This window comes from Anaerotignum lactatifermentans, from assembly GCF_014982935.1.
GTDB lineage: Bacteria > Bacillota > Clostridia > Lachnospirales > Anaerotignaceae > Anaerotignum > Anaerotignum lactatifermentans.
In genome coordinates, this window is the sequence record NZ_JADCKK010000054.1 from 1 (window position 1) to 17,919 (window position 17,919).

Annotated in this window: 15 protein-coding genes and 1 tRNA gene; 5 read left to right on the top strand and 11 right to left on the bottom strand. The window is 48.4% G+C overall.

Going from position 1 to position 17,919, the window contains the following annotated elements:
- Positions 1-350: 350 nt before the first annotated feature.
- Positions 351-1,490, bottom strand: coding sequence for an anti-sigma factor C-terminal domain-containing protein (locus INF29_RS11390; protein ID WP_193486671.1), 1,140 nt, complete (start codon positions 1,488-1,490; stop codon positions 351-353).
- Positions 1,487-1,972 carry an RNA polymerase sigma factor gene (locus tag INF29_RS11395; RefSeq protein ID WP_193486673.1) on the bottom strand — a complete coding sequence of 162 codons (486 nt, stop codon included), beginning with the start codon at positions 1,970-1,972 and terminating at the stop codon, positions 1,487-1,489. The genes INF29_RS11390 and INF29_RS11395 overlap by 4 nt, the downstream gene beginning before the upstream one ends.
- A gap of 184 nt (positions 1,973-2,156) precedes the next feature.
- Here INF29_RS11395 and INF29_RS11400 point away from each other — a divergent pair, with 184 nt between their 5' ends.
- Positions 2,157-3,323: an iron-containing alcohol dehydrogenase gene (locus INF29_RS11400; protein WP_193486675.1), complete on the top strand. Its 1,167-nt coding sequence runs from the start codon at positions 2,157-2,159 to the stop codon at positions 3,321-3,323.
- Between the two features lie 441 nt (positions 3,324-3,764).
- Positions 3,765-4,427 carry a DUF1287 domain-containing protein gene (locus INF29_RS11405; protein WP_193486677.1) on the top strand — a complete coding sequence of 221 codons (663 nt, stop codon included), beginning with the start codon at positions 3,765-3,767 and terminating at the stop codon, positions 4,425-4,427.
- A 61-nt stretch (positions 4,428-4,488) separates the two neighbouring features.
- Here the strand turns inward: INF29_RS11405 and INF29_RS11410 are convergent, their stop codons facing one another.
- From INF29_RS11410 to INF29_RS11430, 5 genes are all read right to left on the bottom strand, one after another.
- Complete coding sequence (locus INF29_RS11410; RefSeq protein ID WP_193486679.1) at positions 4,489-5,232, bottom strand: N-acetyltransferase; 744 nt, start codon at positions 5,230-5,232, stop codon at positions 4,489-4,491.
- A 235-nt stretch (positions 5,233-5,467) separates the two neighbouring features.
- The gene (locus INF29_RS11415) at positions 5,468-7,186 is read right to left on the bottom strand and encodes a phospho-sugar mutase (RefSeq protein WP_193486692.1); all 1,719 of its coding nucleotides are present in this window, start codon (positions 7,184-7,186) and stop codon (positions 5,468-5,470) included.
- Positions 7,187-7,291: 105 nt separating this feature from the next.
- The gene (locus INF29_RS11420; protein WP_193486681.1) at positions 7,292-8,761 is read right to left on the bottom strand and encodes a PEGA domain-containing protein; all 1,470 of its coding nucleotides are present in this window, start codon (positions 8,759-8,761) and stop codon (positions 7,292-7,294) included.
- Between the two features lie 209 nt (positions 8,762-8,970).
- On the bottom strand, positions 8,971-9,951 hold the full coding sequence (locus INF29_RS11425) for a protein kinase family protein (RefSeq protein ID WP_193486683.1): 981 nt from the start codon (positions 9,949-9,951) through the stop codon (positions 8,971-8,973).
- Positions 9,952-10,748: 797 nt separating this feature from the next.
- Positions 10,749-10,821: transfer RNA gene (locus INF29_RS11430), tRNA-Lys, on the bottom strand.
- 157 nt (positions 10,822-10,978) lie between these two features.
- Here INF29_RS11430 and INF29_RS11435 point away from each other — a divergent pair.
- Both INF29_RS11435 and INF29_RS11440 read left to right on the top strand, forming a co-directional pair.
- Positions 10,979-12,193, top strand: coding sequence for a CCA tRNA nucleotidyltransferase (locus tag INF29_RS11435; protein ID WP_193486685.1), 1,215 nt, complete (start codon positions 10,979-10,981; stop codon positions 12,191-12,193).
- Between the two features lie 14 nt (positions 12,194-12,207).
- Positions 12,208-13,038, top strand: coding sequence for an aldo/keto reductase (locus tag INF29_RS11440; RefSeq protein ID WP_193486687.1), 831 nt, complete (start codon positions 12,208-12,210; stop codon positions 13,036-13,038).
- Between the two features lie 52 nt (positions 13,039-13,090).
- Here the strand turns inward: INF29_RS11440 and INF29_RS11445 are convergent, their stop codons facing one another.
- The 4 genes from INF29_RS11445 to INF29_RS11460 all read right to left on the bottom strand — a co-directional run bounded on the left by INF29_RS11445 (position 13,091) and on the right by INF29_RS11460 (position 15,733).
- Positions 13,091-13,477: a hypothetical protein gene (locus INF29_RS11445; RefSeq protein ID WP_193486689.1), complete on the bottom strand. Its 387-nt coding sequence runs from the start codon at positions 13,475-13,477 to the stop codon at positions 13,091-13,093.
- Positions 13,478-13,509: 32 nt separating this feature from the next.
- Positions 13,510-13,998, bottom strand: coding sequence for a dihydrofolate reductase (locus tag INF29_RS11450; RefSeq protein WP_072852505.1), 489 nt, complete (start codon positions 13,996-13,998; stop codon positions 13,510-13,512).
- A 12-nt stretch (positions 13,999-14,010) separates the two neighbouring features.
- Positions 14,011-14,841: a thymidylate synthase gene (thyA, locus tag INF29_RS11455; protein WP_072852503.1), complete on the bottom strand. Its 831-nt coding sequence runs from the start codon at positions 14,839-14,841 to the stop codon at positions 14,011-14,013.
- 184 nt (positions 14,842-15,025) lie between these two features.
- On the bottom strand, positions 15,026-15,733 hold the full coding sequence (locus tag INF29_RS11460; RefSeq protein ID WP_072852501.1) for a redox-sensing transcriptional repressor Rex: 708 nt from the start codon (positions 15,731-15,733) through the stop codon (positions 15,026-15,028).
- Positions 15,734-15,872: 139 nt separating this feature from the next.
- Here INF29_RS11460 and INF29_RS11465 point away from each other — a divergent pair, with 139 nt between their 5' ends.
- Positions 15,873-17,798, top strand: coding sequence for an ABC-F family ATP-binding cassette domain-containing protein (locus INF29_RS11465; protein WP_193486690.1), 1,926 nt, complete (start codon positions 15,873-15,875; stop codon positions 17,796-17,798).
- Positions 17,799-17,919: the final 121 nt, after the last annotated feature.

Genomic DNA, 17,919 nt, shown 5'->3' on the forward strand with positions numbered 1-17,919 from the left:
ACTGTGGTTGTAGCCTTTCATAAACCATCAAGTGGTAGGGGGTGATAAACAATCCACAGTATCTCCAACAGTATAGCATACAGACCTTGGAGAGAGTCTATAAACACTACTACTTTATAATACGAGGGGGTGATGCTATGTATGTTACATATTCCGACTTGGTTCAAATCGGATTGCTCATCGTAGCCATTGTCGCCCTATTTCGGGACCGATAAAAAACTGACCGCCTAACCTGCAAGTTAGACGGTCACAAACCTATTTTCAGGACAGACCGCCTCAGGAAAAGCGGCAATCCTTTTTCTTATGGTTATTTTATCACGATTTTATTCTTTCCGCAAGATTTCTTTTCCTTACAGTCCCGGCACCCGCAGCTGGTAGTCCGTCACATAAATTCCTTCCACATCTTCATTCTCCAGCAGCTTACGCATTTCTGCCGGTGTGCCGTAATACAGGAATCCATAGGTTTTTACACCGTTTTCCGTCACATATTCCTGCACCATCTGACAAGTGCTGCCATGGTTGTTAGACTGATTCAACCTTGCGTAAAAATCCCCATGGTCGACGCTGTACTGAAGCAGGGCAAGGAAATGCTTCTCCCAAGCCTCTGCCAGAGGCACATCCTCATGCATGGACAATTCATAAAAAGGATACGCCGCGTCTACATTTTCCCAAACATATCCACTATCACCAGCATCAAATCCCATCAAAGGGAAAAGCTGCTGCTCCTCAGGAGAAATCCGCACACCGACCCAGCCCAGATATCCTTCCTGCTGTGCCGCAAAGTCTGCCAGTTCCTCCATAGTCCAGTCTTTTCCCAAAGAAACATAGGCTTCCATTTTCAAATACTCCGGCAAATCTGCCAGCGCCGCTTTTGCTTCCTCAGATGGTGTAATAACACCGTGTTCTCCATCCACATCCACAAAAGGCTTGGTTCCTCTGGAAAAAACATTCATACTGCTATACTTGTATGCGTTGCGATTCAGTTCGATTTTTCCTCTGGTTGCCGTGCCGTTCAGCCACGTATATTCCCCTGAAGACCATTCTCGCTGCTGTACCTGCAAGTCATATTGTCCCCATCCTTTCTCTGTAATCATGACAGACTCCATCTGCACTTCCGGCATGGTCAATTCTGCCAAAACTGCCAGATGACAACTGATATCATAAGAATACTGCTGTAAATCCTGTTCTGTGGGGTCATACCAAATAACCTTACTGATGACAGGCTGGAAGGCCGTCAGCGCCCCCATAACCACGCAGGCAATAACCACCGCAATGGCAATGATCCGCCGTCCCCGTTTTTTCATGGAGCGGTCGATTTTTTGCAGTTCCTCCTGCTGCCCAGCCAAATCTTCCCCTTCCATGTCCACATCCTGTTCCAGCAGATATTCCGTCAGGGCATTGTATTTTTCCAGTTCCGCCTCCACCTGTTTTCTCTCTTCCGGCGTTGCGGTGTAGTTTTTGTATTTCTCCAAAAGTTCCCGAAATGTCATGGCTTTTCACCTCCTAATTTCTGTTTCAGTCTGGCTCTGGCGCGGAACAGTGCCGTTTTCACAGCCGTTTCTGAAATTCCCCTGAACCCTGCCATCTGCCTGATGGACAGTCCCCCGAAATAATGCCAGATCAAGAGTTCCCGGTCTGCCGGAGAAAGGCGATTCATAGCCGTATAAAGCCGCCGGTTTTCCTCTTTTTGCAGCACACCGGAAAGGGCATCCTCGGGCACAGGGATTTCCTCGGGCATTTCTTCCCCCTGCCGCTTCTGTTTCCGCAGAGTATCCAGCCAAAGATTCCTGCACACCCTTAAGAGCCACCAGAAAAAACCCTCCGGGCAGCCTTCCACCGTCAGGAAAGCCTTCTCAAAGCCCTCACTGACGATATCCTCTGCCGTTTCCCTGTCCCGGCACAAAGAGAGGACATACAGATACGCTTTCTGGTGATATTTTTCGTACAATTCCCGCAATACGTCAGATTCCATAGCCCCCTCCTTTCCTGCCCTTTTACTTAGAAAACGATTTTGCTGCCAAAAGGTTACACTTTTTTTCAGTATATCAAAACAGGCGGATTTTGTACGATTTTTTGAGAAAAAAGCCCTTCCACGGATTTCCTTTTTTGTCCGCCTGTGGTATACTTTTGTCATATCTGAAAGGAGGCACCTACTTATGAAATTTCAATATTATATCCCTTCCCGCGTGCTGTTCGGCAGCGGTCAGCTGGACAGACTCCATAAACAGAACCTGCCCGGCAAAAAAGCGCTGATCGTCATTTCCTGCGGTACTTCCGTACGGAAATATGGCTATCTGGCACGTCTGGAAGAACAGCTGGACAAAGCAGGTGTGGCTCATGTGGTTTTCGACAAAATCCAGCCCAACCCCACAGAACACCATGTTATGGAAGGCGCAGCCCTGGCAAAAGCAGAAGGCTGTGACTTCGTTATCGGTCTGGGCGGCGGCTCCATCATCGACTCCGCAAAAGCCATTGCCGTTATGGCAACAAACGAAGGCACTTTCTGGGACTATGTTTCCGGCGGCACCGGCGGCGGCAAAGCTGTTCCTGTAACGCCTCTGCCCATCGTTGCCATCACCACCACAGCTGGTACAGGCACAGAAGCAGACCCTTGGGCTGTTATCACCAATCCCGAAGGCGAAAAAATCGGTTTCGGTTATGACGGCACATTCCCCGTACTGTCCATCGTTGACCCTGACCTGATGATGAGCGTACCGGAAAAACTGACAGCTTATCAGGGATTTGACGCTCTGTTCCACAGCACCGAAGGCTACATCAACCGCTACACCAACCCCATCAACGACCTTTATGCTCTCAAAGCCATCGAACTGATCGGCAAGAGCCTTGCCAAAGCAGTGAATAACGGCAGTGACAAGGAAGCAAGAGAAGATGTGGCGCTGGCTAACACCCTTTCCGGCATGAGCGAAAGCATCGGCGGATGTACTTCCGAACACGCCATGGAACATCCTCTCAGCGGCAAAAATCCCAAACTGGAACATGGCGCTGGTCTGATCATGCTTTGTGAAGCATACTACACCTACTGGGCGGAACGTGGTGTTATTGATGACCGCATGATTGCCATGGCAAAAGCATTGGGCAAAACAGACGCAACAAAACCTATGGATTTCGTAGATGCTCTTCACGATCTGAAAGTTGCCTGCCATGTGGACGACCTGAAAATGTCCGATTACGGCGTCAAAGAAGAAGATCTGGAAATGTACACCAAAATGGCTTATGACACCATGGGCGGTCTGTTCAAAGTAGACCCTGCGGACATGCCTTTTGAAGACTGTCTGGCAATTTATAAGAAAGCATATCGGTAAAACTGTCGTCAAAAGCTCATTTCATTCAAGCTTTTGACGAAATGGCAGATGTAAAACAGTTGGGTCAAGCACTTTGCTTCGCAAAGCCGCCTTCGGCGTCCCCATTTCTTTTTGGGGTGCAGGGGTCAAGCACTTTGCTTCGCAAAGCCGCCTTCGGCGTCCCCATTTCTTTTTGGGGTGCAGGGGTCAAGCACTTTGCTTCGCAAAGCCGCCTTCGGCGTCCCCATTTCTTTTTGGGGTGCAGAGTCTCCATCGGCATAAATGCCTTGAAACTCTCTGTTTGTCCTCGTCGGAAATAAATTCCGACTGCGGATTCCAGATGTAACTGTTTTGTCATTAAGGTTTTACAAGTTTTACAACTCTTTAGCTTTTATCAAATAACTGCTCGGGGAACCAAAACAGCTCACACCCCGGGCAGTTTTTGCATTCAGGAGGGATACCATGAAAAAAAGAACCATCTTCCTGCTGATACTGGCAGTGGTTTTGGCTTGCGTCCTGTTCTTCTGCCGTTTTTACTTCCTCGGCACCAGCAGTGACCCCGTCAACGCCAAAACAAACGCAGATTTTCAGATTCCCGATTTTCACAGCCAGACGGACAAAGACGGAGACGGTATAGACGACCAGACAGACCTTTTGCAGGGGGCACGGACCTACATTGCCACCCAGCCCCGCTACAAAAGCAAGTATTACGAAACGGGCTATCCCGACGACGGCTATGGTGTCTGCACGGACGTCATTGCCAACGCCATGTTATCCGCAGGCTATGACCTGAAAGAACTGGTGGCGGAGGACATTGCTGCCCATCCAGAGGAATATGACATTGAGGAACCCGACCCTAACATTGACTTCCGCCGTGTCCGCAACTTGAACGTATACTTTTCCCACACCGCCATCCCTCTGACAACGGACATTTCCCAAATCGACCAATGGCAGGGCGGCGATATTGTGGTATTTTCCAACCACATCGGCATGGTGTCCGACCAGCGTAACGACAAGGGGATTCCCTATGTCATCCACCACAACGACCCTTTTCAGTCCGCTTATGAACAGGATATTCTGGAAAAACGCCATGACATTGTGGGGCATTACCGCATCAGTCCATAAAAACAGCAATCGCTATAAAAAAGCCGAAACCCCTTTTTAAGGATTTCGGCTTTTTTTGTCTTTATTTCAATAATTTCTGCAATGCCTTCACATCCAGCAGATTCACCGTTTCAAATTTGCCTTTGTAAAACACTGCCCAGTTCTGGAACACACAAGGCAGATGTTTTGCCTTTTCCAAGGTATCCACTTCCACAAAATCCGCCGGGATTTTATTTTCCTCGCAATATTCCCGCAGTTTCTCCACAGTCTGGCAGACAAAAGGACACTGCATGTCATAATAGATGGTCAAATCCTGACTTTCCATTTTCTCCGCCTTTGCCTGCGCCCCAAAATGGGGATAGGTACCGTCAAAGGAAAGCGCCAGCAGTTCATAGCCGCTTTCTGTGGTATCCACAGGCACAAAGCCATACTTCTTGGCAAAATCTTGGTCGGAAAGCCAAGCTTTCTGCTTCTTTGCCCCTAACATGCAAATGCCGGATTTTCCTTTTGCCTTGGCGTCGTTGATGGCATATTCCAGCAGTTCTTTGGCATAGCCTTTGCCGCGATATTCTCCCAGCACCCACAGGCAATAGAGATACAGATAATTCTCCCCTTCCACAGGCACCCACGCTTTCTCCAAAGGGGCATATTCTATAAAGACCGTCCCTTTCACATCCAATTTCCGAAACACATGCCCCTCTTTCAGCCGTTCTGCCAGCCATTTTCGTTTCGCTTCCACACCGGGATGCTTTGTTTTGGTGCGGATGATACAGCAAAGATGCTCTGTTTCCAGATTTTCCGCTGTGAGATTCACAAAATCAGCCATCGTTTCCCCTCCTACAAAAAAACAGGCTCTTTTAGGGGCATCTTCATAAGAAAACAAAGAAAGCCAAAATCCTTATGATTACAAAGGATTTTGACTTTCTTATTTTATGAAGATTTTATTTGTTATGTTTTCTTATGAAGACAGCCGTTGCAATTCCCCTTAAAAAAACAAGGAAAAGGAAAATCAATGTTTTCTTAAGGGGAAGTTGCTTTTAGAGCCTGTTTTCATTTTTAAATTATACTGCCGCTACTTTTGCGTCAATATCTGCTTCCAGAGCGTCGATTTTCGCCTGCGCATCTGCCAGGGAATCGCCTTTTACGCCGATATAGAATTTCAGTTTGGGTTCTGTGCCGGAAGGACGTACACAAATCCAAGAACCGTCTGCCAGTGTGTAGTAAACAACGTCGGAAACAGGCAGAGGGCTTGTGGTTTCTTCCCCTGTTTTCAGATTTTTGAATACCTGTGTCTTATAGTCTTTTGCCCATTGTACAGCAACGCCTGCGAATGCCGCGGGAGTTTCCGCACGGAAGGAAGCCATGATTTTCTGGATTTTTTCTACGCCGTCCAGACCTTTCATGGTCAGGGATTTTACACCTTCACGATAGTAGCCGTATTTTTCATACAGTGCCATGAGGCCATCATACAGTGTCATGCCCTGTTTCTTGTAGTAAGCTGCCATTTCGCAGATGAGCAGTGTTGCCACAACGGCGTCTTTATCTCTGGCATATGTGCCTGCCAGACAGCCGTAGCTTTCTTCAAAACCGAAAATATAAGAATGGCTGCCGGTTTCTTCAAAGCCTTTGATCTTTTCACCGATGAATTTGAAGCCTGTCAGCACGTCCATCAATTCCACGCCGTAAGCTTCGCACATGGGGCGGATCATTTCTGTACTTACGATGGTTTTGATGACTGCGCCATTTGCGGGCAGTGTGCCTTTTGCTTTCTTCTGGGACAGGATGTATTCTGTCAGCAGTGCGCCGGTCATATTGCCTGTGAGCACCACATATTCGCCTTTGTCATTGCGAACCATTGCGCCTACACGGTCACAGTCAGGGTCAGTGCCCACGATGATGTCCGCGCCTTTTTCTTCTGCCAGTTTCTGTGCCAGCACGAATACCTTAGGGTCTTCGGGGTTCGGATAACCAACCGTTGTGAAATCGGAGTCGGGCAGTTCCTGTTCTTTTACCACATATACCTGATGGAAGCCTGCTTTTTCCAGTGCTCTGCGGACGGGCAGGTTACCAGAACCGTGGATAGGTGTGTAAACGATTTTCAGGTCGTCTGCCATTTCTTCGATGATTTCAGGCGCCTGACGCTGTGCCAATACGTTGGCGTCAAAAGCGTTGTCCACATCTTCGGAAATATACTGGAACAGACCTTTTGCCTGTGCTTCGTCCATGGCCATTTCTTTGATTTCGCCGAAGCTTGCCACTGCGTTTACTTCTGCGATGATGTCTTTATCTCTGGGTGCAACAACCTGTGCGCCGTCTGCCCAGTAAACTTTGTACCCGTTGTATTCGGGGGGGTTATGGCTGGCTGTGATAACGATACCAGCTGTGCAGCCCAGTTCCCGAACAGCAAAGCTCAGCATGGGTGTAGGACGCAGAGAAGGGTATACATAAGCACGGATGCCATTGCCTGCCAGTACCAGACCAGCGATCTGGGCAAATTCGGGGGACATATGACGGGAGTCATACGCGATAGCTACGCCTTTGTCCTGTGTGCCTTCTTTGAGGATGTAGTTTGCCAGACCCTGTGTGGCACGACCTACGGTGTAACGGTTCAAACGGTTGCTGCCTGCCCCAATGATTCCGCGCAGACCGCCTGTACCAAATTCCAGGTCTTTGTAAAAACGTTCTTTGATTTCCTTTTCGTCTGCGGCAATTTTCCGCAAATCTTCTTTTGTTGCTTCGTCAATGGCGGGGTCTGCCAGCCACTGATGGTATCTTTCCATGTGATCCAATTTGATTCCTCCCTTTGTTCTTTGTCTTTGTTTGTCTATGCTGTATCCTCTCCTGCTGCGGCAGTTTTCGGCATGGTCTGCCGCAAAAAAGAGGGTTTAACCTAATGTTGCGGAAATGTGCACCACACTGCTCTGAATCTGGACAGTCTGGTGATAAGAAGTGAAGCCGTCTTTGAACACTTCCACTTCATATGTGCCATAAGGCAGTGTCACCTGCAAAGGCGCGGTGCCTCTTTCCTCGCCGTTGATGAATACATTGGCGTCTGCTTCGTTGCAGTTAATGACCACCGTTGCCAATTGTTCTTCTGTCTCCAGCTGGGCATTCACGCTGACGGCATCCTGATTCAGTGTCACAGTCTGACTCCATTCTTTATAGCCATTTTTCAGGATTACCACATCGTATTCCCCAAAGGGCAGTACGGAAGGCTGACTGCTGTCTACCAGTGCGCCGTTGATGTAAAGCTTATAATCGGAAACATTGGCATTGACTGCCAGTACGCCCATTTTCTGCTGGGCTTTGGACAGGTCATAAACTGTCGTTTCTCCTGCCTGCACCAGTACGCTGTCTGTGCGGCTTTCGATATTATCCCCTTTGATGGTGATGGAATGGGTGCCTTCTTTCACAGCGATTTTTTCCACATCGCTGAGAGGCACAGGTTCTTCCTCATCCAATGTAAAGGTGCCGTTTTTGATGTTCTGGGCATTTTCCACGGTGATATACCCGTGATATTCCAGTACTTTTACAGACCATACCACATCGCCGATGCCGCTGATTTCCAGCACGTCACAGCTTTCGATGTCCTCGGGGCGGATTTCCTCCTCGTCGTAGTAGAAAATGGTCTTTTTGTCATAGGCAAAAGAGCGGTCTTCCCCCACAAGTTCCTTGGCGGAAGTATCAGCCTTCAGCCCGGTGATTTCTTCTTTCTTGATGCTGTCGTCATAAGAAATGGTCACGGCAAATTCGCCGTCCTGATCCATCTGTATCATAAGCAGATCGCCCATTTGTATAACGTCCGGCTGTATCTGTACCTCGTCTTCGTTATAGACCACCGTTTCCGGCGTCAGGTTCACGGTTTTCTGCTTTGCTGCGTTGATGTCATAGACCAGCAGTTCTTCCTCATCCAGCACTTCTGTCACCAGCATGGGTGCGGCTTCTGTTGCCTTATCCAGCGGATTGGAGAAAAACACCATTTTCACGATGCCAAAGCAGATGCCCAGCACCACAAGGGCAGCAATGGTGATCAGCCCAATGGTCTTTTTGTTCCAGAAAGGCTCGTCCTTCTCATCGTCCTCGTCTTTGGGCGGCATAGGCGGCTGTCCTCCGTCATAGACAGGCTGTTTTCTGGGTTCTCTTGTGACGAATGTCACAGGCTCCTCCGCCGGCTGTATGGGCAGAGGATCTTCAAATTTTTCTGATTCAAAGGCGTTGAGGAACTCGTCCTTGTCCCCCAAGTCATCCTCGTCTGTCTGATTCTGTTCCAGTTCTTTTACTTTTTCGTTTATATGATCCAACCGTATGGTGGTGTCGAATTCTTTATTGTCATTTTCAAAATGATAGTCCTTCATACCGTTTCTCCTCCTTCGGGGAATGATTTGCAGACTGTCTTAGTCTCATTTTATACGTTTCTTCCCGAAGTTGCAAGAGAAATTCAGGGCGCAAAGCTAGGGGTTTCTTCATAAGAAAAGAAAGCAGGCTGAAATTTTTCTGATTTTCTGATTTTCAGACATATTTTCTCCTGAAAACGGCTTGCTTCACGCCCTTTTTCCAATATTTTTCAAAAAAGCCTTTCCAATGCCTGAGAAAGGTCGCCCATGTGGCTTTCTTCCGCCGCCGCATCTGCCAGACGTTCCTCCATGGCAGGAGAAACACAGACTCTCCGGCGGTTATAGGACTCATGCACCAGACGCAGAAATTTTTCTGGAAAGGCTGTCAAAGGCACCAAAAGCTTCCGTTCCGCCTCTGCCATGGACCGCTCCCCTTCGTAAGCCGCCAGCACTTCTTCCAGTTTTTCCCGTTCCTCGGGCACTTTCCGCCAGAACCGTCTTAGATACGCCGCCAAATCCACGGCAAAAATATCTCCGGTGCACTGTTCAAAACCGCCGACCCACAGACTGCCGTCCTCTTTTCGGCACAGATTGCTGCCTTTGAACTGGTTGTGGCAAAAAGTGCCTGCCTGCTTCTGCCCATGGGCAATGCCACCATAGCCGCCATCGTCCAAGGTCTTCAGGGCTTCCTGTGCACGAGGCGCAAAGGTGCCGTAATGGCGCATGACCAGCAAATCCAAGGGAGAATACTTCCCCTGCCGTTCCATGTGTCTGCGAATCTTCACGAATTCCCGATACCGCCGCTGCCACAAAACTGGACGTTCCTCCTGCCCTTCCTGAGCCGGAAAGCCTGCCGCAGCCCGATGCATCTGTCCCATGAGGGCTGCACCAGCCACAAAATCCCCTGCCTGATCCTCCTCCAGACCTTTGGTGGGCATGGGATTTTCCAGCAGATAAAGATTGCCGTCCCAAGCAAAAAAAGGCTGTCCGTCCTGTGCTGTATAAAAAAGAGAAAGGGCAGAAAAGCCGTTGCGGTAGAGGCAGGTTTTCACCTCATGGGCAAAAAGCAGGTCTTCCCGGCGGCTCCGTGCCTTCTTCAGTTCTCTCAGTCCCACATCTGTTTTACAGATAAGCCCCGTGCGGGTACGGGTACCGCCGTAATACTTCAGACCGTAGCCCTCCCACAAGATTTTCCCGTATGTATCCTCCATAAAATCCTTCCCCCAATCCTTCTTCCCAAAAAAATTTCTCTGTATCAGTTTATGGCGGGAAGGGGGAAAATATGAAAGGAATGGGAAAGGGGGAAACACCATGGGCAACCTCGGTACTTTTCAGGTGCTTTCCTGTGCGGCTGTCGCCCTCCTTCTCTCACGCATTTTACCTGTAAGCCATATACAATCTCGGCTCTTTTTAAGGGCTTTCCCGTTTGGCTGACGCCCCCTTCTCTTACGTCTCTTACCTGTAAGCCTTGCACAACCTCAGCATTAAAAATGCCTCGGTTGTGGGCTGACGCCCTATGCATCTCATGAAAAAAGCCGCGGGAGAATATAAATATTCTCCCTCCTTCTCTCGCGTGTCTTACCTGTAACCCATGTACAACCTCAGCACTCTTCGAGTACTTCGGTTGTGGGCTGACGCTCACTTCTCTTACGCCTTTTACCTGTAAGCCATACACAACCTCGGCTCTTTTTAAGGGCTTTCCCGTTTGGCTGACGCCCCCTTCTCTTACGTCTCTTACCTGTAAGCCTTGCACAACCTCGGCATTAAAAATGCCTCGGTTGTGGGCTGACGCCCCCTTCTCTTACGTCTCTTACCTGTAAGCCATGCACAACCTCAGCACTCTTCGAGTACTTCGGTTGTGGGCTGACGCCCTATGGCTGCCAACAAAACAGGGCTGGAAATGCAAGCACTCCCAGCCCTGTTTTCTTACCAGCCGCATGGCTTACAGGTAAGCAAAAAAACAGCGCCCCCCGACCCGAAGTCGAAAAACGCTGCCTTTTATGAATGATGCGCCCTCAGGGACTCGAACCCTGGACCCACTGATTAAGAGTCAGTTGCTCTACCAACTGAGCTAAGGGCGCATATGTTATTTTGATTGCGTAAAATATAATATCACGCTGCCGAGGGCATGTCAACTCTTTTTTCCCGAAAATCCCAAAAAAATTTTTGATTTTCCCTTAGAATATGATATACTGTAACGGCAAAACAGAATTTTTACAACCGGAATGAGGTTTTTACATGACAAAACAAATCACACTGCCGGAGGACGTGAACGCCCTTCTGCAAACCCTCAACAACGGCGGTTACGAAGCCTACATTGTCGGCGGCTGTGTGCGGGATTCCATTCTTGGGCGCATCCCACAGGACTGGGACATCACCACATCTGCTCTGCCGGAGCAGACAAAGGCGTTATTTTCCCACACCTTTGACACAGGCATCCAGCACGGCACCATCACCGTTGTTCTGAACAAAACCAATTACGAAATCACCACCTACCGCATTGACGGGGACTATGCCGACGGCAGACATCCCGATGAGGTTTCTTTTACTTCCAATCTGGAGGAAGACCTTTTGCGGCGGGACTTCACCATGAACGCCATTGCCTACCACCCTGCCGAAGGATTCCGCGACCCTTTCGGCGGACAGGAGGACATCAGCCGTTCTCTCATCCGTGGTGTGGGCGAGCCTGCCAAGCGGTTTCAAGAAGACGCTCTGCGGATGCTGCGCTGTGTCCGTTTTGCGGCACAGCTGGGCTTTCAGGTGGACGACTCCACTTACACCGCATTGCAGGAAAACGCCGCACTCATTGAAAAAATCAGCGTAGAGCGCATCCACGAGGAGCTGGACAAACTTTGGAAATCTCCATTTCCCGAAAAGCTGTCCTTACTTCTGGAAAGTGGTCTTTTGCCCCACATTGACGGTTTACTGGACAAACGTCTGACGGCACTGGGCGAAACATTGGTTCCCCAGCTGAAAGCCGCGCCCGTTTCTGCCCCTCTGCGGTGGACGCTGGTGCTGCAATCCTTCACGGAAGCCGAGGCGAAGACTTTCTGCAAAAAACTGAAATTTGACAACGCCACAGCCAAGCAGATTCAGACTTATCTGCGGCACTTATCCCAGCCCATCCCCCAGACACCTTACGAAGTGCGGAAGTTAGCAGGGATTCTGGGCATGGAACTGACGGAAAACCTGTTCATTTTACAGGAAATCTTACAGGACAAAGCCGCTGTAGCCACAGCAAGGGAAATCCTCGCAAAAGTCCTTGCTGACGGGGACTGTCTGAATCTGAAAATGCTGGAAATGGACGGCAAAGCCCTCATGGACGCAGGCATCCCTGCCGGAAAAGCCGTAGGGGAAACCCTTGGGCTGCTGTTGGAGGACGTCCTCCATGAACCGGAACACAACAAAAGAGAATATTTGCTGGAAAAAGCGCTGAAGCTCCAGCAGAAATAAGGAGGAAATCAATCATGGAATACTTTACATTATATAACGGTGTGAAAATCCCCAAAGTGGGTTTTGGCACCTATAAAGTCATCGACCAATCTGCACAGGGCATTGTGGAAACAGCCCTCTCCGTTGGTTATCGCCATCTGGATACTGCCCGCATGTACATGAATGAAAAAGAAGTAGGCGCAGGCATTGCCGCTTCCGGCGTTGCCAGAAAAGACATTTTCCTGACCACAAAGGTATGGCGTGACGATTTGTCCTATGACGCCACCATGGCAAGCGTGGAAAATTCCCTGAAAGACTTGGGAACAGACTATCTGGATCTTTGCCTGCTTCACTGGCCTATGCCTGAAACAGACCGTGAAAAATGGCAGGAAAAAGACCTGTCCGCATGGCGTGCCCTGGAAAAGCTTTACAAAGAAAACGTTATTCGCGCCATCGGTGTCAGCAACTTCCTGCCTCACCATCTGATGCCCCTCATGAAAGAAGCGGAAGTTACACCCATGGTAAACCAGCTGGAATACCATCCCGGATATTGTCAGGCACATGCCGTTCACTATTCTCAGCAGCAGGGACTTCTGGTGGAAGCATGGAGCCCTCTGGGTCGTACCCGTGTGCTGGAAGATGCTCTGGTGCTGGAACTGGCAGAAAAATACGGCAAAACACCTGCACAGATTTGTCTGCGTTTTGCCCTGGACAATCATGTATTGCCTCTGCCTAAATCCAGCTCTGCGGAACGTATGAAAGCAAATCTGGATATTTTCGATTTCACCATTTCTCCTGAGGACATGTCCCGTCTGATGTGCATGCCCCAGACAGGATGGGGCGGACATCATCCCGACACATTCTAAAAGACAAAAACAGCCGGAATCCTTTATATGTAGGGATTCCGGCTGTTTTTTATCATTCTATCTTTGTTTGAGAAAGAGGTTCCTTCTTTTTCTTTGCTTCATGCCCCCGATGGCAAAGGATGAAGATCATAAACAGTACCGACGAAAAATCAGGTGCCGCAAGAAAGAGGAAAAAGCCATCTAATCCATTGCGGATGACCAGCGCCACAATGAATACCACCAAATTGATGGCTGCCATCTTCCAGTCGCAAATCTGGGTGAAGATATACAGCACCAGAAAATACACGGCAATCAGCCCAAATGCCGCATACGCCCATTTGGGGTCGTATGTGCGTGCACGTATGAGATTACAGTAATTCAGCAGATTGGTAAACATCAGGGCATATACCATACAAATGATATCTGCCACTTTTTTCCGATGAATGTAAATGGTCAACATACAAATCCTCCCCTTTCCCCCGAAACAGCCCTTTATTTTTGTTCGTAAATGTCAAAAGAGAATTTCACGCCATTTTCTTCCTGTACTTCCCCTTTTTCTGTCAATGTCCATTCCGGTTTTTCATCCAGATTGGGGAAATAAGTATCCGCAGGAAATTTGTCATAGATTTTGGTGATGTATGCTTTTTTGCACTGAGGCAGAAGCTGTTCATAAATGCTGCCGCCGCCGATAACAAAAATATCATCATCCTCGTAATCCGCCAGCACTGCAGGCAGTTCTTCCAGACTATGGCAAAGGGTCACCCCTTCCGCTTCATAAGCCTTATTTGCTGTCAGCACAATATGGGTACGTTTGGGCAAAGGCTTTTTGCCGGGGAAAGATTCCAGTGTCTTTCTGCCCAGCACCAGCACATGACCCATGGTCACCGCACGGAAATTTTTCATATCTGCGGAAATGCGGCACAGCAGTTCATTGTCCTTGCCGATGCCCCAGTTTTCGTCTACTGCTACAATGAGATTCATGGGTTTTCCTCCTTAAATGGCAATGGGCACTTTGCCGATGGGTTTGCCGTGTTCGTAGTCTTCCACGATAAAGTCATCTACAGTGAAATCATAGAAATTCTTGATTTCGGGATTCAAACGCACCTTGGGTGCGGGGAATGTTTCCCGTTCAATAAGTTCTTTGATGATAGGTACATGACGGTCGTAAATATGCATGTCGCTAATGACGTGTACCAGTTCGCCGGGCTCCAGTCCGCTGACCTGTGCGAACATCATCAGCAATGCGGAATACTGCACCACATTCCAGTTGTTTGCCGCCAATGTATCCTGAGAACGCTGGTTCAGGATCGCATTCAGTTTATTGCCTGTCACATTGAAAGTCATACTGTAAGCACAGGGTTCCAGTCCCATTTCTGTCAGGTCTGCAAAGTTGTAGATGTTTGTCATGATACGACGGGACGCGGGCGCATTTTTCAACTGCCACAGCACGTTGTCCACCTGATCCATTTCGCCGTGTTTGAATTTGTATTTCACACCCAGCTGATAGCCATAAGCCTTACCGATGGAGCCTGTTTCGTCTGCCCAGGAATCCCAGATTTTGCTGTTCAGATCGTGGATGTTGTTGGATTTTTTCTGCCAGATCCACAGGATCTCGTCAATGGCTGCTTTCCAGTTGGTGGCGCGCAGTGTCAGCAAAGGAAATTCCTTGCTCAGATCATAGCGGTTCACCACGCCAAAGGTCTTGATGGTGTAGGCAGGTGTGCCGTCTTCCCAGTGGGGGCGCACCTTTTCGTTTTCTGTAGAAAAGCCATGCTCTAAAATCTGTTTGCAATTCTGTATGAAAATATCGTCTGCTCTGCTCAATGTTTCTTTCCTCCTAAAAAATCGTTCATTTCTTTCTCCTCTTTTATGATACCCTATCTTTCTGCCGCCTTCAACCCAATTTTCCCAACGCCTCTTGGTCACAGCAGAAAAAAATGCGCAAAACAAACGCAAAAAAACAGACAACGCCCCGGACATTGTCTGTTTTTTATTTCATTTTCTGTTTTTACTTTTCTTCTTCTTCCACCTGACGGTGTTTTACAGGCAGACCGTTCTGCAGGTGATGCAGATCGTTTTCTTCGCTGTACATTTCATTGATCTTGTAAAGCAGTGTCATCAGACTGTCTGTCAAATGCACGTTTTCCACCAGCACATCATCGGGAACCTGCAAATCCACATGGCTGAAGTTCCACATGCCCTTTACGCCCCATTTTGCCAAATCATGGGCAACCTTAACAGCCTGTGAACGAGGCAGTGTCAAAATGGCAACGTCTACGCGATTGTTTTTCACGTATTCCTCCATTTTGTCCACGTCATAAACCTCCACGCCACGGATGGTCATGCCAACCAGACGAGGATTGATGTCAAAAACTGCTTTGATGACGAAACCGCGTTTTTCAAAATTTGTATAATTGACCAACGCCTGACCGATATTACCGCCGCCAATAACGATCATATTGTACATACGATCCAATCCCAGTATCTTTTTGATTTCATTGTAAAGATATTCTACATTATAGCCGTATCCCTGCTGACCGAAGCCGCCGAAATTGTTCAAATCCTGGCGAATCTGAGAGGCTGTAATATTCATCTTTGCACTGAGCTCTTTGGAAGAAATTCTGGTGATGTCGCTTTCCAGCAAATCGCCCAAATACCGATAATATCTGGGTAATCTGTTTATTACCGCCGGTGAAATCTTTTTTTCACTATCCATATTATCCAAATCCTCTCCTACTCAATTTGATTTCAGTATAGCACGCCTGTTATTTTATTGTCAACAATAACTCTTTTATTCCGCCCTTTTTTCTGGTATCATAATTGTGGACAACCCAAGGGTTACGGAGGAATAAAACATGATACTTGCAGTCAATCACATAGAAAAATCCTATGGCATCGACACCATATTGGAAAACATCACATTTCATATAGAAGAAAGAGAAAAAACCGCAATCGTAGGCGTTAACGGCGCCGGAAAGACCACCCTGTTCCGCATTTTGACGGGGGAAATCTCCGCTGACGGCGGCGATGTTTTCCTGAAAAAAGAAACCACCATGGGCTACATGGCACAGAACCAACAAATAGAAAGCAGCCGCACAATTTATGAAGAAATGCTATCGGTCTTTGAAAAAATTTTAACGGCCGAGGTCCGTCTTCGTGAAATAGAAAACGAAATGACACACCTGTCAGGAAAAGAGTTGTCTGACATGATGGAGGATTACGCGTCTTTACAGCACGAATTTGAACAAAACGACGGTTACAGCTACAAAAGCCGTCTGAAAGGTGTACTGAAAGGTCTGGGCTTTGGGGAGGACGAATTCGACCGCCCCCTGTCCCAGCTTTCCGGCGGACAGAAAACCCGTGTGTATCTGGGCAAACTGCTGTTATCCAAGCCGGATTTGCTGCTGCTGGACGAACCTACCAACCATCTGGACATTGCTTCCATTGAATGGCTGGAAGATTTCCTGAAAACATACGACGGCTCTGTCCTCATCATTTCCCATGACCGTTATTTCCTGGATAAAATCGTCACCAAAGTAGTGGAAATCGAAAACAGAAAATCCACTGTATACAACGGCAACTACACCGCATACATGAACCAGAAAGCCATCAACCGGGACATCCAGCAGAAGGCTTACGAAAACCAGCAGAGAGAGCTGAAACGACAGGAAGAAGTCATCCGCACACTGAAGGCATTCAATCGGGAAAAATCCATCAAGCGTGCCGAAAGCCGGGAAAAACAGCTGGAAAAAATCGAGCGTATCGATCGCCCCGACAGCCTGCCTTCCCATATGCGCCTGACATTGACACCCCGCATCATCAGCGGCAGTGACGTACTCCATGCGGAAGAACTGTCCAAGTCCTACGGCGGACAGCGTATTTTCCGCCATGTGAATCTGGATATCAAGCGTGGGGAAACCGTTGCCATCATCGGTCCCAACGGCGTGGGCAAATCCACACTGTTTAAAATGCTTCTGGGCGAAGTGCCTTCCGACAGCGGGCTTATGCGGTTCGGCACCAATGTTCATGTGGGTTATTATGACCAGGAACAGCAGAAATTAGACAGCAACAAGACCATTTTCGATGAAATTTCCGATACTTACCCCACTTTGACGGCGGGGGAAATCCGCAATATGCTGGCAGCCTTTGTCTTTACGGAAGATGACGTGTTCAAACAGGTTTCTTCCCTCAGCGGCGGCGAAAAAGGTCGCGTTTCTCTGGCAAAAATCATGCTTTCCAAAGCAAACCTGCTGATGCTGGACGAACCTACCAACCATCTGGATATGTTCTCCAAAGAAGTGCTGGAGGACGCTCTGAACCGCTATGAAGGCACCGTGGTATACATCTCCCACGACCGTTATTTCATCAATAAGACTGCCCAGATCATACTGGAGCTTTCTCCCGAAGGCATCACACGCTATGAGGGCAATTATGATTATTATATGGAGAAAAAAGCGGAACGGGCAAGAAAAGAAGCCCTGCTTGCGGCAGAACAGCCTGCAAAAGGCGCCGCTCCCACTCCTGTCCAGACCATGACCGACACCAAGAGCGATTGGCTGAAACAGAAAGAACAGCAGGCAGCAGAGCGGAAACTGGCGGCAAAGATTGCCAAAGTAGAAAAAGCCATTGAGGAAACAGAAGCAGCCATTGCCAAAGCCGATGAGGATATGGCAGCGGCAAGCTCCGACTACGCCAAAGCCCAGGAAATCTTCGAGGAAAAGACAAAACTGGAAGAAAAACTGGAAGGGCTTTATGAAGAATGGGAAGGGCTCCACGCATAAAAACCTGCTAACAAAAGTCAAGACCTTTTCGCAGGTTTTTTAAATGTTCTCAACTAAATAAAAATTCCACGACAATTAGACCGGCTCAAAATCCGGTCTGTTGTTTTCTTGGGTTTATTTT

Coding starts and splice junctions, on each gene's coding strand:
- INF29_RS11390 (WP_193486671.1), bottom strand. CDS start 1,490: ATGACATTTCGGGAACTTTTGGAGAAATACAAAAACTACACCGCAACG.
- INF29_RS11425 (WP_193486683.1), bottom strand. CDS start 9,951: ATGGAGGATACATACGGGAAAATCTTGTGGGAGGGCTACGGTCTGAAG.
- INF29_RS11405 (WP_193486677.1), top strand. CDS start 3,765: ATGAAAAAAAGAACCATCTTCCTGCTGATACTGGCAGTGGTTTTGGCT.
- INF29_RS11435 (WP_193486685.1), top strand. CDS start 10,979: ATGACAAAACAAATCACACTGCCGGAGGACGTGAACGCCCTTCTGCAA.
- INF29_RS11445 (WP_193486689.1), bottom strand. CDS start 13,477: ATGTTGACCATTTACATTCATCGGAAAAAAGTGGCAGATATCATTTGT.
- INF29_RS11400 (WP_193486675.1), top strand. CDS start 2,157: ATGAAATTTCAATATTATATCCCTTCCCGCGTGCTGTTCGGCAGCGGT.
- INF29_RS11420 (WP_193486681.1), bottom strand. CDS start 8,761: ATGAAGGACTATCATTTTGAAAATGACAATAAAGAATTCGACACCACC.
- INF29_RS11410 (WP_193486679.1), bottom strand. CDS start 5,232: ATGGCTGATTTTGTGAATCTCACAGCGGAAAATCTGGAAACAGAGCAT.
- INF29_RS11460 (WP_072852501.1), bottom strand. CDS start 15,733: ATGGATAGTGAAAAAAAGATTTCACCGGCGGTAATAAACAGATTACCC.
- INF29_RS11465 (WP_193486690.1), top strand. CDS start 15,873: ATGATACTTGCAGTCAATCACATAGAAAAATCCTATGGCATCGACACC.
- INF29_RS11395 (WP_193486673.1), bottom strand. CDS start 1,972: ATGGAATCTGACGTATTGCGGGAATTGTACGAAAAATATCACCAGAAA.
- INF29_RS11440 (WP_193486687.1), top strand. CDS start 12,208: ATGGAATACTTTACATTATATAACGGTGTGAAAATCCCCAAAGTGGGT.
- INF29_RS11415 (WP_193486692.1), bottom strand. CDS start 7,186: ATGGAAAGATACCATCAGTGGCTGGCAGACCCCGCCATTGACGAAGCA.
- INF29_RS11450 (WP_072852505.1), bottom strand. CDS start 13,998: ATGAATCTCATTGTAGCAGTAGACGAAAACTGGGGCATCGGCAAGGAC.